This is a genomic window from Streptomyces sp. SudanB182_2057 (assembly GCF_964272715.1).
In the GTDB taxonomy this organism is placed as follows: Bacteria; Actinomycetota; Actinomycetes; order Streptomycetales; family Streptomycetaceae; genus Streptomyces; species Streptomyces rubradiris.
In genome coordinates, this window is the sequence record NZ_OZ186798.1 from 7202980 (window position 1) to 7216362 (window position 13383).

At 71.3% G+C, this 13383-nt stretch carries 9 protein-coding genes and 4 pseudogenes; 4 read left to right on the top strand and 9 right to left on the bottom strand.

Annotation, left to right across the window (positions count from 1 at the left end; genetic code table 11):
• Positions 1-250: 250 nt before the first annotated feature.
• The 5 genes from ACSURM_RS32120 to ACSURM_RS32140 all read right to left on the bottom strand — a co-directional run bounded on the left by ACSURM_RS32120 (position 251) and on the right by ACSURM_RS32140 (position 4609).
• Positions 251-1564: an NtaA/DmoA family FMN-dependent monooxygenase gene (locus ACSURM_RS32120; protein WP_436959262.1), complete on the bottom strand. Its 1314-nt coding sequence runs from the start codon at positions 1562-1564 to the stop codon at positions 251-253.
• Positions 1561-2412 carry a creatininase family protein gene (locus ACSURM_RS32125; RefSeq protein ID WP_436959263.1) on the bottom strand — a complete coding sequence of 284 codons (852 nt, stop codon included), beginning with the start codon at positions 2410-2412 and terminating at the stop codon, positions 1561-1563. The genes ACSURM_RS32120 and ACSURM_RS32125 overlap by 4 nt, the downstream gene beginning before the upstream one ends.
• Positions 2409-3293, bottom strand: a complete 885-nt coding sequence (locus tag ACSURM_RS32130; RefSeq protein ID WP_436959264.1) for a dihydroorotate dehydrogenase — start codon at positions 3291-3293, stop codon at positions 2409-2411. The genes ACSURM_RS32125 and ACSURM_RS32130 overlap by 4 nt, the downstream gene beginning before the upstream one ends.
• A 63-nt stretch (positions 3294-3356) precedes the next feature.
• Positions 3357-3929 (bottom strand): nucleoside 2-deoxyribosyltransferase, encoded by a 573-nt coding sequence (locus ACSURM_RS32135; protein WP_436959265.1) that lies wholly within the window; start codon positions 3927-3929, stop codon positions 3357-3359.
• A gap of 200 nt (positions 3930-4129) precedes the next feature.
• The gene (locus tag ACSURM_RS32140; RefSeq protein ID WP_436959266.1) at positions 4130-4609 is read right to left on the bottom strand and encodes a flavin reductase family protein; all 480 of its coding nucleotides are present in this window, start codon (positions 4607-4609) and stop codon (positions 4130-4132) included.
• 191 nt (positions 4610-4800) lie between these two features.
• On the opposite strand from ACSURM_RS32140, the pseudogene ACSURM_RS32145 reads away from it, so the two are divergent.
• The 4 genes and pseudogenes from ACSURM_RS32145 to ACSURM_RS32160 form a co-directional block, all read left to right on the top strand.
• Positions 4801-4929, top strand: a pseudogene (locus ACSURM_RS32145) (AsnC family protein); the annotation flags it as partial.
• Between the two features lie 168 nt (positions 4930-5097).
• Positions 5098-5787 carry an Lrp/AsnC family transcriptional regulator gene (locus ACSURM_RS32150; protein WP_436961226.1) on the top strand — a complete coding sequence of 230 codons (690 nt, stop codon included), beginning with the start codon at positions 5098-5100 and terminating at the stop codon, positions 5785-5787.
• A gap of 46 nt (positions 5788-5833) precedes the next feature.
• Complete coding sequence (locus tag ACSURM_RS32155; protein WP_436959267.1) at positions 5834-7492, top strand: CTP synthase; 1659 nt, start codon at positions 5834-5836, stop codon at positions 7490-7492.
• A gap of 78 nt (positions 7493-7570) precedes the next feature.
• Positions 7571-7981: pseudogene (locus ACSURM_RS32160) on the top strand (MerR family DNA-binding protein); the annotation flags it as partial.
• Here ACSURM_RS32160 and ACSURM_RS32165 read toward each other — a convergent pair.
• The 4 genes and pseudogenes from ACSURM_RS32165 to ACSURM_RS32180 all read right to left on the bottom strand — a co-directional run bounded on the left by ACSURM_RS32165 (position 7948) and on the right by ACSURM_RS32180 (position 13214).
• Complete coding sequence (locus ACSURM_RS32165) at positions 7948-8724, bottom strand: NPP1 family protein (RefSeq protein WP_436959268.1); 777 nt, start codon at positions 8722-8724, stop codon at positions 7948-7950. The pseudogene ACSURM_RS32160 and the gene ACSURM_RS32165 sit on opposite strands and share 34 nt — an antisense overlap.
• A gap of 921 nt (positions 8725-9645) precedes the next feature.
• Positions 9646-10439 (bottom strand): annotated as a pseudogene (locus tag ACSURM_RS32170) (Tn3 family transposase); the annotation flags it as partial.
• A gap of 99 nt (positions 10440-10538) precedes the next feature.
• Positions 10539-10856 (bottom strand): annotated as a pseudogene (locus ACSURM_RS32175) (IS110 family transposase); the annotation flags it as partial.
• A gap of 198 nt (positions 10857-11054) precedes the next feature.
• Positions 11055-13214, bottom strand: coding sequence for an ATP-binding protein (locus tag ACSURM_RS32180; protein WP_436959269.1), 2160 nt, complete (start codon positions 13212-13214; stop codon positions 11055-11057).
• Positions 13215-13383: the final 169 nt, after the last annotated feature.

Genomic DNA, 13383 nt, shown 5'->3' on the forward strand with positions numbered 1-13383 from the left:
GGGACCGGACGGCCGGTCGTCGCGGGGCGCGGTGGGCCTCGTCGCGGGCGAGGCGCGGGCCGCGACGGCCGCGGGCGGGAGGCCGTTGCGCACCGGCGGCAGCGCCGACCGCCCGCCTCCCGGGAGGGGTTCCCGGTCGGTTTCCGCGCGGCCGGGCCGCGCATGGTCCGGCCGCGAGCACGGCGGCACGCGTTCCGGTGCGGAAACACGCGGCCCGGAGTGCGCCGTGGGGTGCCGCCGGGAGGCCGGCTCAGAACTCCGCGAGGTTCTGCCGCAAGGTGTGGCCGGGCGTGTACGCGGCCCGGGTCAGTCCGCGGCGCTGGAGTGCGGGCACGAGTCCGTCGGTGACATCGGCGACCCAGCGGCGGTTCAGCCGCAGAACCGGGGTGGTGAGCATGAACCCGTCACCGCCGACCTCCTCCATCACCTCGCCCATCCGCTCCGCCACCTGGTCGGGCGTGCCGATGAGTTCCACCGAGGAGACCAGCCCGCCGGCGGCGTCCATCACCAGTTCCCGCAGTGTCTTGCCGCTGCCCCACTGCTGGAGCTGGTCCAGCGACCCCTGTTCCCCGTTGGTCTCCAGCCGGTACGGCAGTGGCTCGTCCAGGTCGAACTGGGCGAAGTCGATCTCCGTGAGCGCGGAGGTCTCGGCGAGGATGTCGTGGATGAACTGGGGTGACGAGATCATCCGCTGGTGCTTGTCCCGTGCCTCCTGTTCGGTTTCGCCGAGCGTGGGAGTGACGCAGAACAGCACCTTGACGTCGTCGGGGTCCCGGCCGGCCGCCTCGGCGTGTTTGCGCACGTCGTCGCGGAATTCCCTCATTCCGGCCACACCGTTGGCGATGGCGATGACCGAGTCGGCGTTGCGCGCGGCGAAGACCCGGCCGCGGGGGGAGGCGCCGGCCTGCACGAAGGCGGGCCGGTGCTGCGGGGAGGGCACGGTGTTCAACGGGCCACGCACGCTGTAGTACTCGCCCTTGAAGTGGATCGGGCGGACCTTGGTGTGGTCGGCGTAGACGCCGTTCTCCCGGTCGAGGACGACGGCGTCCTCGTCCCAGGAGGCGAAGAGCTGTCGTACGACGTCGACGTATTCGTCCGCCATGGCGTACCGCACGTCGCGCGGCGGCAGCTTTCGCAGGCCGAAGTTCTGTGCGGCCAAGTCCTCGGCGCTGGTGACGATGTTCCAGCCGAAGCGCCCGCCGAGCATGCTGTCCATCGTCGAGGCGAGGCGCGCCGTCATGAACGGCGGGTAGGCCAGCGTGGACAGGGTGGCGACGATGCCCAGGTGGGAGGTGGCCAGGCCCATCGCGGCGGCCAGGGGGACCGGATCGTGTTTGGGGACGACCATGCCCTGCCGCAGTGCCCGCTCGGCGGACCCGCCGTAGCTCTCCGGGACCATCAGCTTGTCCTCGATGATCACGTAGTCGAAGCAGGCGCGTTCGAGTGCCTGGGCCACCTCCGTGTGGAACCTGCCGTCCCACGGGGAGCCTCCGCTGCCGAAGGGGCCCTGCCAGTCGTCCGGCGTGAAGTTGAAGATACAGGCGAGGTGGAACTTGCGGGTCACGGCTGTTGTCTCCCTTCGGGACGTGCGGCGGTTCGGGGCTGTGCGTCCGGGCGGCGGCGGTCCGGACGGGTCTGCGCGAAGAGCAGTCCCGCGCCCTCGCGCACCATGGCCGTCGCCTCGTCCACGACATGGCGCAGCAGCTTCTCCCCGAGGCCCGCGTCGGCGCCGGAGGTGGAGGAGAGGACTCCGTGATGGGTGGTCTGTGCCACGTCGACGGGGTGCAGATAGACGCCCGCCCGGGGCGGGTTGTCGTGGTCGGGACGTTCGTCGGTGACGAGATCGGGCCGCAGGTGGAGCATGAGGCTCGTCTCGGTGACTCCCGCGTGCTCGGCGTGCCAGCCGGGGAACTCGCGGATCTCCGCATCGGTCCAGGTGTCGCGGACCAGGCTCCACCAGCTGAAGGCGAACACCTCGGTGCTGTCCAGCAGACCCTGCTGGCGCACCTGGTCCAGCGCCTCGAAGAGGAACGGCTCGTTCTCGTAGTGCCCGTTGACCACGATCAGCCGGGCCATGGGCAGTGCCACCAGGGCCGTGAGCGTCTCGCGCAGGAAGCGGACGAGGGTGTCACCGCCCACGTACACCGTGCCGGGGAAGTACAGCCCGCCACCGCTCTGCGGCAGGGAGCGGGCGCCGATGGCCTGTGCGGGCAGGGTGAAGGCGTCGAGTTCCCTGGCGATCTCGCCGGCGAAGGCCTCCGCCAGGATCAGGTCGACGGACAGGGGCAGGTGCGGGCCGTGCTGCTCGATCGCCCCGATGGGCCACACGACGGTCCGCCCGCGCACGGCGTCGGCGACCTGGGCGCTGGTCAGGTCGGTGAGGAGCGGTGCGCCCGGGTGACGGATGGTCACAGGGCCGCCTCCTCGCGTGCGTGCGTTCCGCTTCGGGCGGTGGCGGGAGCGTCGACGAGGTCCCGGGTCTCCGCCACGATGCGTTCCAGCGTCTCGTACATGTCGGTGTGCAGCGCCGTGTACACCTGGGCCACGTTCGCGCCGACGCTGAGGTAATCGGCCACGTCGCGACCGCTGGTGACCCCGCCGCAGCCCATGATCGGCAACTCGACCCCCCTCTTGCGCAGTTGCCAGACGGCGGCGATGACGAGCGGCTTGAGACCGGGGCCCGAGTAGCCGAAGACACCGCCGAGTTCGAGCCGTCCGGTCGCGGGGGACACGGCCGCGCCGCCGATGGTGTCGCTGAGGGTGATGGCGTCCGCTCCGCCCGCGATGGCGGCACGCACCCGGTCCTGGAGCCCTTCGCCGACGGCGAGCTTCACGGACATGGGCAGCGCCGTCCTGCCGCGGGTCTCGGAGGTGTAGGCGTAGACCCGGTCGGGGTTGTCGTCCTCCAGCCCTTCCTCCTCGTTGAGGCAGGAGATGCCGAGTTCCAGGGCCCGGCACCCGGTCGCCTCGACGTCCTTGGCCAGAGCGGCGAGTTCGGCCGGGCTGTCGGCGTGGAGCGAGGCGATGACGGGCAGCCGGTCGTCGGCGAACGAACGCAGCACACCCAGCCAGTGGTCGACCGGTCGCTTGGAGTAGGTGGTGCTGTTGAGCATGCCGACGGGCAGACGGATGATCCGCTCGTCCAGGCCCTGCGGCGGGTTGGGGTGGATGGTCTTGGTGACGACCGCTCCGGCGCCCCGCTCGATGAGCCGGCGGATGTTGCGTTCCTGGTCCGTCAGCAGTCCGGAACCGACTATCACGGGATTGGCCAGCGACAGGCCTAATATCGACACGTCAGGCACTCGATGACTCCGTCCGGTGGATGAGACAGATGGCGGTGTGGTGCCGGGTGCCGGTCAGGCGGCGAGGCTCGCGCTGACGGCCTCGCGCTGCCGCTCGGTGGCGGCGAGCACGGCGTCGATGAGCAGGGCCGGCTTCTCGGTGAACTCGTCGAAGTCGATGGCCTGGACGTCCCCCACGCGGTGGAGGCCCTTGAGGAGGTGGCTCGCGGAGTCGACGAACGGCTGCTTGGTGATCAGGACGATGGGGCGTCCGAGGGCCGTGGCCCAGCCGAGTTCGACATGGGTGCCGTCCGTGCGTCGCAGGGTGTCGTCCTCCAGCACCGGCAGGACGGGCACGAAGACGTCGCACTTCCTCATCCAGCGGAAGTCGCGCACGGAGACCTGCTCCGGCGTGAAGGACGCCGTCTCGGCCCCGAACTTCTCCACGACGTGCGCCGAGAAGACATTGGCTCCGTTGTCCCGGGCGATGCCGATCGCCGTCGTGATCGCGTCCTGCAGGTGACCGACGAACCCGTCCGCCAGGATGGCGTGCTGGATCGGTCCGCCCACGAACACATCGAGTCCTTGGAGCAGGCCGCTCTTGCGTGCGGGCGTCTCCTCGGCGCGGGTTCCCTGCTTCGATTCCATGACGTTGTCACTCCTTCTTCTTCGGGGGTGATGACTTCCGTCGGGCCGGCGACCGCGGTGGACAGGCCCGGAAGCGGGCAGCGTGGTGCGCGGTACCGCTGCCGCGCGGGCACGCGCGGCCGTACCGGTGGCGCGGGGGAGAAGAGGGTGGAAGGGGATGCCGCGTGCCGTGGCGGAGGCGCGCCGCCCGGCGCGCGTTGTCAGAAGGCGTCGGCCATCCGCGCGTACCGGCCGCGGTAGTACAACAGGGGCTGCGGGGCGTCGGCCGACGCCCCGACCCGGCGCACGTCACCGATCACCACGAGGTGGTCGCCTCCGTCGTGCTCGGTGTGCACGCGGCAGTCGATCCACGCCGTCGCGCCCTCCAGGCGGGGCGCGCCCTCCGGTGACGCGGTCCAGGCCACGCCCTCGAACTTGTCACCGCCGGAGCGCGCGAACCGCTCGCACAGGGAACGCTGCTCCTCCGTCAGCACGTTGACGCAGAAGGACGCGCTGCTCCTGATCACCGGCCAGCTGGTCGAGGCGCGGCTGACACAGAGGACGATGCGCGGCGGGTCGAGGGAGAGCGACGAGAACGCCTGGCAGGTGAATCCGGCGGGACCCGTGGGTCCCATGGCGGTGACGACGGTGACGCCGGAACAGAAGCGTCCCAGAACAGAGCGGAAGGCACTGGAGGTCACGGGGTCCTGGACTGCTGCGGTGGTGCTCTCGCCTAACAAAGGCCCTGTCCTTTCGGCCCGTACAGACAGGTCGCACAAGACCAGCCCGCCAGGCGCCGGTTCGGCGATGGGTCTGCAAGTCTGCCCCAGGTGATCGAAGCCGACAAGATCTGTATGTTTTCTGATAAAGATCCTGCCATCATTGCCGCGTGATGAACGATCCAGACATCTGTGACGACCTTGACCGGCGCATCGTGGCAGCACTCCAGATCAACCCCCGGGCCGGTGTGGCAGAGGTCGGGCGCATATTCGGGGAGCACGAGCGCTCGGTGGCGCGGCGCGTCCAGCGGCTCCTGGACGCGGGCCTCATCCGCTGTACGGCCGATCTCGACCCCCTGCGCAGCGGGTTCGGGTACGCCGCCCACATGAGGATGCGGACAGCAAGCGATTGTCTGGAAAATGTCTGCCAAGGATTGGCAGGGCATCCGGAAGTGCTTAACGTCGCCGCTGTGAGCGGAGGGGCGGGCCTCTTCTGGTGCCACCTGCTCGTGAGGGGGCATCCGCGCCTGCCCTCGCCGTTGAAGGAAACGCCCGGCCTGCCCGACGCCGTGGCGCTCGGGACACACATCACCCTGCGCCCGTTCCGCACCGAGGCCGAGTGGCACGCCCCCGTCCTGACCGCAGAGGAGGAGAAGCGCTTGCGGGCAAGCCTGGTCCAGCCCCTGCCCGGACCCCCGCGCCGGCACGACCTCACACCGACCGAACGGCGGGTGGCCGAGGTCCTGAGGAGGAACGCCCGGACCAGCCTCACCGACCTCGGCAAAGAGCTGGGCTTCTCCACCGCCACGGCGGGACGCCGGGTGGCCTCCCTGCTGGAACGCCGGGTGCTGCGCCTGCGTACCGCCGCCGATCCGGCCGTCCTCGGCCGTCCCGTGACGGCACGCGTGCGGCTGAAGGTCCACCCGGCGGGTCTCGAAACCGTCGGTACCGCCTTGTCCGCCTGCGAGGACGTGCGCTTCTGCGCCGCGGTGACGGGGCGTCACAACCTTCTCGCGGACGTGTGTGTCGAGGACGAGACCAGCCTGTACGGCTTCATCGTCGGCACGCTCGGAGCACTACCGCACATCCTCGACTGCGACACGGAGATCCTCACACACGTCTCCGTACCCGGCTCCGCCGCGAGCGACCCGCCCCGGTGAGCCGCACCGCATCACCGCCAGCGACCACGGGAGCCCCCTCTTGGCCATGCCGCCCAAATCCACGACGACCAAGCACATCTTCGTCACCGGGGGTGTCGCCTCCTCGCTCGGCAAGGGTCTGACCGCCTCCAGCCTGGGCATGCTGCTCAAGGCCCGGGGTCTGCGTGTCGTGATGCAGAAGCTCGACCCGTACCTGAACGTCGACCCGGGCACGATGAACCCCTTCCAGCACGGTGAGGTGTTCGTCACCAACGACGGTGCCGAGACCGATCTGGACATCGGTCACTACGAGCGTTTCCTCGACCGCGACCTGGACGGCTCCGCCAACGTCACCACGGGCCAGGTGTACTCCACCGTGATCGCCAAGGAGCGGCGCGGGGAGTACCTGGGCGACACCGTGCAGGTCATCCCGCACATCACCAACGAGATCAAGCACCGTATCCGGCGCATGGCCACCGACGAGGTCGACGTGGTCATCACCGAGGTCGGCGGCACGGTCGGCGACATCGAGTCGCTGCCGTTCCTGGAGACCGTCCGCCAGGTCCGCCACGAGGTCGGCCGGGACAACGTCTTCGTGGTGCACATCTCGCTGCTGCCCTACATCGGCCCCTCCGGCGAGCTGAAGACCAAGCCCACCCAGCACTCGGTGGCCGCGCTGCGCAACATCGGCATCCAGCCCGACGCGATCGTGCTGCGCTGCGACCGGGAGGTCCCCACCGCGATCAAGCGGAAGATCTCCCTGATGTGCGACGTGGACGAGGCCGCCGTGGTGGCCTGCCCCGACGCCCGCTCGATCTACGACATCCCCAAGGTCGTGCACACCGAGGGCCTGGACGCCTATGTGGTGCGCAAGCTCGACCTGCCGTTCCGCGACGTGGACTGGACGACCTGGGACGACCTGCTCGACCGCGTCCACAACCCCGAGCACGAGGTCACCCTCGCCCTGGTCGGCAAGTACATCGACCTGCCCGACGCCTATCTGTCGGTCACCGAGGCGCTGCGCGCGGGCGGCTTCGCCAACCGCGCCCGGGTGAAGATCAAGTGGGTCACCTCCGACGACTGCAAGACCCCGGCCGGGGCCAAGGCCCAGCTGGCGGGCGTGGACGGCATCTGCATTCCCGGCGGCTTCGGCGACCGCGGTGTGCTGGGCAAGGTCGGCGCGATCCGCTACGCCCGGGAGAACAGGATCCCGCTGCTGGGGCTGTGCCTGGGTCTGCAGTGCATCGTGATCGAGGCCGCCCGCAACCTGGCCGGCATCCCCGACGCCAACTCCACCGAGTTCGACCCGGCCACCGCCCACCCGGTGATCTCCACCATGGCCGAGCAGATGGACATCGTCGCCGGTGAGGGCGACATGGGCGGCACGATGCGGCTGGGCATGTACCCGGCCAAGCTCGGCGAGGGCTCCATCGTGCGCGAGGTCTACGACGGCAAGGAGTACGTCGAGGAGCGCCACCGCCACCGCTACGAGGTGAACAACGCCTACCGCGCGGAACTGGAGAAGAAGGCCGGCATCGTCTTCTCCGGCACCTCCCCCGACGGCAAGCTCGTGGAGTACGTGGAGTACCCGCGCGACGTCCACCCGTACCTCGTCGCCACCCAGGCCCACCCGGAGCTGCGCTCCCGCCCGACCCGCCCCCACCCGCTCTTCGCCGGCCTCGTCAAGGCGGCCGTCGAACACCACACCGGCCGGGGCCGGCCCTAGCGGACGAGGAGTGGCGGTTGACACCGGCCGCACCGGTGCCGCGCCGCCCGCCGAGGGCGCGGCGGGCGCGAGTTGGCCCTCTTCTACCGTGAGCTCGGCTTCCCCCTCGACGAGATCGCCGCGATCTTCCAGGATCCGCAGGTGAACCCCCTGGAGCGGCTCCGGGCTCGGCAGCGGCAGCTGAGTGAGGAGATCGCCAGGCTGCAGCGGCTGGCCGAGGTGGCGGAACGGGCGGTGGGGGTCCAGAAGACCGGGGTGTCCCTGACTCCCCAGGAACGCTTCGAGGTCTTCGGTGAGGTCACTTTCGATCTGAGCTATGCCACTGAGGCAGAGCTGAAGTGGGCGCACTCGGAGGGACAGCGCCAGGCGATGGCGCGTGCCGCTGCCCACACCAAGGAGGATTGGCGCCGGCTGATGGGCGAAGCCGCCGCCTGGCGCGCGGAGCTGCTCGCGGCTCAGGCGTTCGGATCGAAGGAGATGCCGGACGGCTTCGCCGAGGACAGGTGGGAGGCGAAGGCGGTGTCCTTCAGGCCGAAGTTGGCGCTGCCGAAGTCGTACGCGCTGAGCTTGTCGCGGACGCCCGCCGGGTAGCCGTTCCAGCCGACCAGCGTCGGGTACTGCCAGGTCCCCTTGTGGTTCTCCGGTGGTTCGTCGTTCGCTGTGCCCAGCCGGAAGCAGTGGGTGCTGATGCCGTCCTTGTGGTAGACGACCTTGGCGTGGGTGCCCTCGAAGCGGACCTCGGAGCGCGGGTGCACGGTGAACGAGCCGTGGTTGGAGGTCGACACGTACTGCACGGTGCCGTTCTGGACCCACACCACGACGTGTTCCCAGTCGTGCCGGTGACCGCCGATGCTGGTGCCGGCCAGTGCCTGGTCCTTCTCGAAGTACAGCCCGTACATGTACGCGCACCAGCCGCCGTTGCACTTGGCCCGCGCGTAGCCGTTGGTGTTGTCCAGGTCGGAGGCGTCCCGGCAGTTGCCGTTGAGGGCGCCGGTCGGATTGAGGCCGCTGTTGACCGTTCCGTCGGCGCTGATGGCCGGCGTGGGGTAGCAGCCGTCGGTGTCGTAGTCGAAGGCGGGCTGGTAGGCGGATTCCGCCGCGTCCGCGTTGCCCGGCAGGGCCGGGGGCGGGGCGGCGAAGGCGGTGGCGGGGAAGGCGACGACCAGGGCGATGGCCCCAGTGACCGTAGTGAGCCATCTCCTGCGGCGCGGCGCGGACTTGTTCGGCGACACTGCGTCCTCCTCGTGGGCGCAGCCACAACGGCTGTGGGGGGAAGGGGAGTTCAGAATGCCGTCGTTTCCCTGCCGTGCCAAGAGGCGCAGGAGACACGTGGGTTAAGGGTGGCCCAACAGCAGCCCTGGGGTCACACCGGGTCGGCGGGGGCGTCCGCTACTGGCCCCCTTGGTGCCGGGCCGCAGCAGCGGCCGCCCCGCTCGGCCCCGCGCGGGACACCGGGGACGAGACGTCAGCGGGCGAGGCGGATCCCGGTGAGCGTGTCCTCGGCCGCGCCGGCGCCCGACTGTCCTGGTTGCGCAGGGTGGCGGGCTGTCGGGGACATCGAGCCGCTCGCCAAGCCACCACTGTCACCGGGCCACAGCCCCGAGCCGGCCGGGTCGCTGTCGAGACGCGGTCCCGGGCGAATTGAGTCGCCAGTGCCACCAGCAAAGTAAGCAGTCGTCCGGGTGACGCGACCGATCCTGGGCCGCCCAGGGGAGCGGGCTCGGCGGGACCGGCCGACGGGGCCTTCAGTGCGCCTTGCAACTGCTCGGCCAGGCCCGGCCAGTACGCCGTCTGCACGGCGATCACCTCCAGCCGACGTGCGGCCCGCAACGTCGCAAGCGGTGTCGTCCTCGCCAGCTTCTCGATCTCCGACTCGACCCGCACGAGCAGGTCGGCCAGTGCGTCCGGCACAGTGATAGCCGACCGCTCCACCTCCCCGGTGTGCACGTCCCATTCCCGGGCACAGGTGTCCGCCACGCCCCCGGCCGCTTGGACCAGGTCCTGCTCGCCGAACTCTTCCCATCGCAAGGTGTGGGATGGACCGTTCCAGCCGCAGGAGCACACAGCTCGCAGCGCGGCGGCCCGCGGTGCCCGCACGAAACCGTCGCCCCCGTCGTAGACGCTCTACTGCGACACTTCCCGCCCGCCGCCCGCGAGGGCGAGGCGAACACGTCGCGGTTGTTCAGGGCCCGGTGCGGCTGCCCCAGCACGCACACCACGTACGCGTCCCGGTCCACCGCGCCCCGCGGCAGATCCGGGTTGGCGTACACCGCCTTGCGCCATGCGGGCGGCACCAGACGATCGTCCACCTCGCGCGGCAGCAGCGGCTTGACCCCCGTCTTCCGCCGCGCCAGCGCCGGAAGGCCCCGGGCCCCGGCCAGGACCCGCCTGCCCGCGCTCGCCGCGTCCAGCGCCTTCGACTCGCCCAGCAGCGCGAGGAACGGGCGCACCGTGGCGTACCGGTTCGCGAGCGCAGCCCGCATGGCGACCTCGGCGGAGCCCTCGTCCCCGGGCACCAGCGAGACCACCGTGGCGGCCGCCGTCAGCACGGCGGCGCGCGGGGCGGCTTCCTCCACCGCCGCCCACAGCGCCGCGACGTCCAGGTCCGCGCCGTGCTCCTCGACCAGCTCCAGCTCTTCGAGCAGCACCTTCGCCGCTCGCGCGAGCACCCGTGACGCCTTCTCCGGCTGCGGCAGCGTCGACAGCCGCTCCTTCTCCGTCTTCCGCTTCGCCGTGTTCAGCAGCCGGGTGGCCACCAGGCCCGGAACAGGTCCAGGGCCTCGTCGATCACCTTCGCCTCCAGGTGCCGCATCACCGCGGTGAGCATCGCCGTGCGCTTGGGCTCCGGCGCCCGCTCCAGCAGCGGCGCCTTCGACCCCAGCGCGTACCGGGCCAGCGCCGCCATCCGGTTCGGCGGGATCCGCGACAGCCTCAGCCGGCCGAGCGCGGGGGGTGCCTGCTGAGCCGGTACGGAGCGCGGTGCCGGTGTTGCCACCGGTCCGTTTCTCCGTGCTGCTCGCCGAACCCGGCGTACCCTCTCCGGGTACCGGGCTCTCAGGACGCGTTCCAGGCTGGAGTGGGACTGGGTGAGCAGGCCGCGTATCCGGTTCGAGGTGCGGGTCGCCTCGGTCGCGGGGTCCTGGCCGAAGCCCACCAGCACGGTCAGCTCGGTGGTGATCTCCCCGGTCGGTTCGAGCGAGCGCAGGGTGTGTGGCATGGTCCGTGCGGCGTCCTTCGCGTCGGTCTTCGCCTCGCTTGGGCAGAGATCGGGGATCCGCCGCACGGACAGACCGGGCAGGTGGGCGACCTCGCAGCCGGGGTTGCGGGCGACGGTCAGGGGCAGGGCTCCGGGCGAGGCGGGCTGGATGGCTCACCGCGCGGCGCCGGCGACGACTCCTCCGCCCACGGCCTGGCCCGCAGGCTTGCCTCGGTCGCCCGCAAGGACCTCGCCCGGGCCGACGAGAGGCTGCCGGTCGTCGGCACCCACCGCATCGATAGCGTCGTCAGCGCGCCCGTCCTGCTCGAAAGGTCCGAACTCGTGAGGTGCGGGGATCTTCAGGGTTCAGGTGCGTGTGGTGAGTCGTGTGAGTGCCGCGTCGTACCGTGCCCGGATCTCCGGGTTCGCCGATGCCCGCAGGAGGACGGTGAGTGCCCGTAGCGCGCCGTCGTCGTAGCCGGCCGCTTCGGCTTCCCGGGCGGCGAGGTCGAGCTGGGTGATGCCCTCGGCCTGTTTCCCGAGTCCGAGCAGTGCTTCTCCCCTGATGACAAGCAGCAGGATGTGGGGGATGTCGGTTGTCTCGGGCCGGTCCTCGAAGGCCAGGGCGTGGGTCGCGGTGGCGAGGGCTTGGTGCCAGTGTCCGGCGTCGGCTTGGTGGCGGGCGAGGTGCTGTGTGGCGAGGCGTTCCATCCTGCGGTCGCCGATCTGACGGGCCAGGTCGGCCGCGCGATCGCAGCTGTGGGCGGCCTCTTCGAGACCGCCCAGGGAAGCTTGGGCCATGGCCAGCACGATCAGGGCGTTGGCCTCGGCGAACGCGTCGCCGGCGCGGGCGGCGAGCGTGGACGCGGCCTCCAGGTGGACGAGTGCTTCCGGGGTGCGGTCTTCCTCGGTCAGAACCCAGCCGAGGACGTTGAGCAGCCGGGCCTCGCCGTGCTCGTCGGCGGCGGCGCGCGTGGCCGTGAGGGCGGTCTGCAGGAGCGGGGCCCAGCCGTCGCGCACACGCCACACGATCAGCGGCCACATCGTCATGACGACGCGCCAGGTCCTGTCGTGCAGTCGGGCGGCGTCGGCCGCGGCGACCGCTTGGGTGAGGTTGTCGCGCTCGGCGGCGAACCAGGCCACGGCGGCGGAGCGGTCGTCGAACCTTCGCACCGCGGCGGGCGCGAGAAAGTCGGACGGGAGCGGGAAACAGTCCTCCGAGCCGGGTTCGGCCGCCGCCACGGCCCCGATGGCCGTGGCGACGTAGTGGTCGAGAACGCGCTTGAGGGTGTCGGGGTGGGCATCCAGGGTGCGGGCGTAGAGCCGCACCAGGTCGTGCATCGCCCACCGGCCGGGCGACGTCTCGGTGAGCAGGTGCGCGGCCGTCAGGTGCTCCAGGGCGCTCTCGGCGGCCGCCGGGTCCGTGCCGGCCAGGGCGGCCGCCGCGTACCGGTCGACGTGTGTGCCCGGGTGACGGCCCAGATGGGCGAACACCTCGGAGATGGGCGCCGGGAGCTGCCGCAGTGTCAGGTGCAGTGCGGCGCGGACACCGGTGTCCTCCAGGTCGAGCAGGCCCAGGCGGCGTGTGTGGTCCGACAGTTCGGCGGCCATCGAGTCCAGGGACCAGTCGGGCCGGCCGGCGAGGCGGGCGGCCACCACCCGCAAGGCCAGCGGCAGCCCGCCGCACAGCTCGGCCAGGCGGCGCGCGGCCGCCGGCTCGGCGTGGACCCGGTGCGTGCCAAGGACTCGGGACAGGAGGGCGGTGCCGTCCGGGGGAGCGAGGACGTCGACGGCGACGGGCCGGGCGGAGTCGCTGACGATCAGCCCTGGCAGCCGGTGCCTGCTGGTGACGACGGTGACGCAGTGGTCACCGCCGGGCAGGAGCGGCCTGACCTGTTCGGAGTCGCGGGCGTTGTCCAGGACGACCAGCAGCCGGCGGTCGGCGGCCAGCGACCGAAACAGTGCGGCCGCACCGTTCTCCGACTCCGGTATCCGCTCATGCGGCACGCCCAAGGCCGCCAAGAACTCGCGCAGCACCTCGACGGCGGCCGGCTCGCCCATGTCGCTGAAGCCGCGCAGGTCGGCATAGAGGCGCCCGTCGGTGAGTCCGGCGGGGTCGCGGTGGGCCCAGTGCAGGACCAGGGCGGTCTTCCCGACCCCGGCGGGCCCGACGACCAAGCAGACCGGGGCCTCGCCCGCGGTAGCCCGGGTCAGGGCCGCGAGCTCCGACGCCCGGCCGTGGAAGCCGCGCGGTGCGCGCGGTAGCAGGTCAGGTGCACGCGTGGTCATGGCGGCCGCCGGCTCGGTGGCGGACAGCCGGGCGGCGGCGTCCGCCGACCGGCAGGGGCGGGGCCGGCCAAGGCTCGCGGCATCCTCCAGCTCGCCGGCCTCAGCCGCATCCAGGCCCAGCGCCTCCGCCAGCGCCCGCACCGTACGGCGCTGGGGGCCCCGGGTCCGCCCGCGCTCCATGTCCGCCAGTGCCCGCACGCTCACGCCGGCCTCGTGGGACAGCGCCTCCTGGCTCATTCCGGCGTTCAACCGCAAGGCCCGCAACCGCTGCCCGAAGTTCCTGCCCGAAGACGTGCCGTCGTGCACCGTGCATTCCTGATCGTCCGGCTCGTCTGGTTGAGAGCTCCCCGGCAGAAGTATCGCCGACCGTACTTCTGCCGGTGGAACTGCCTGGGCGAGGACAACC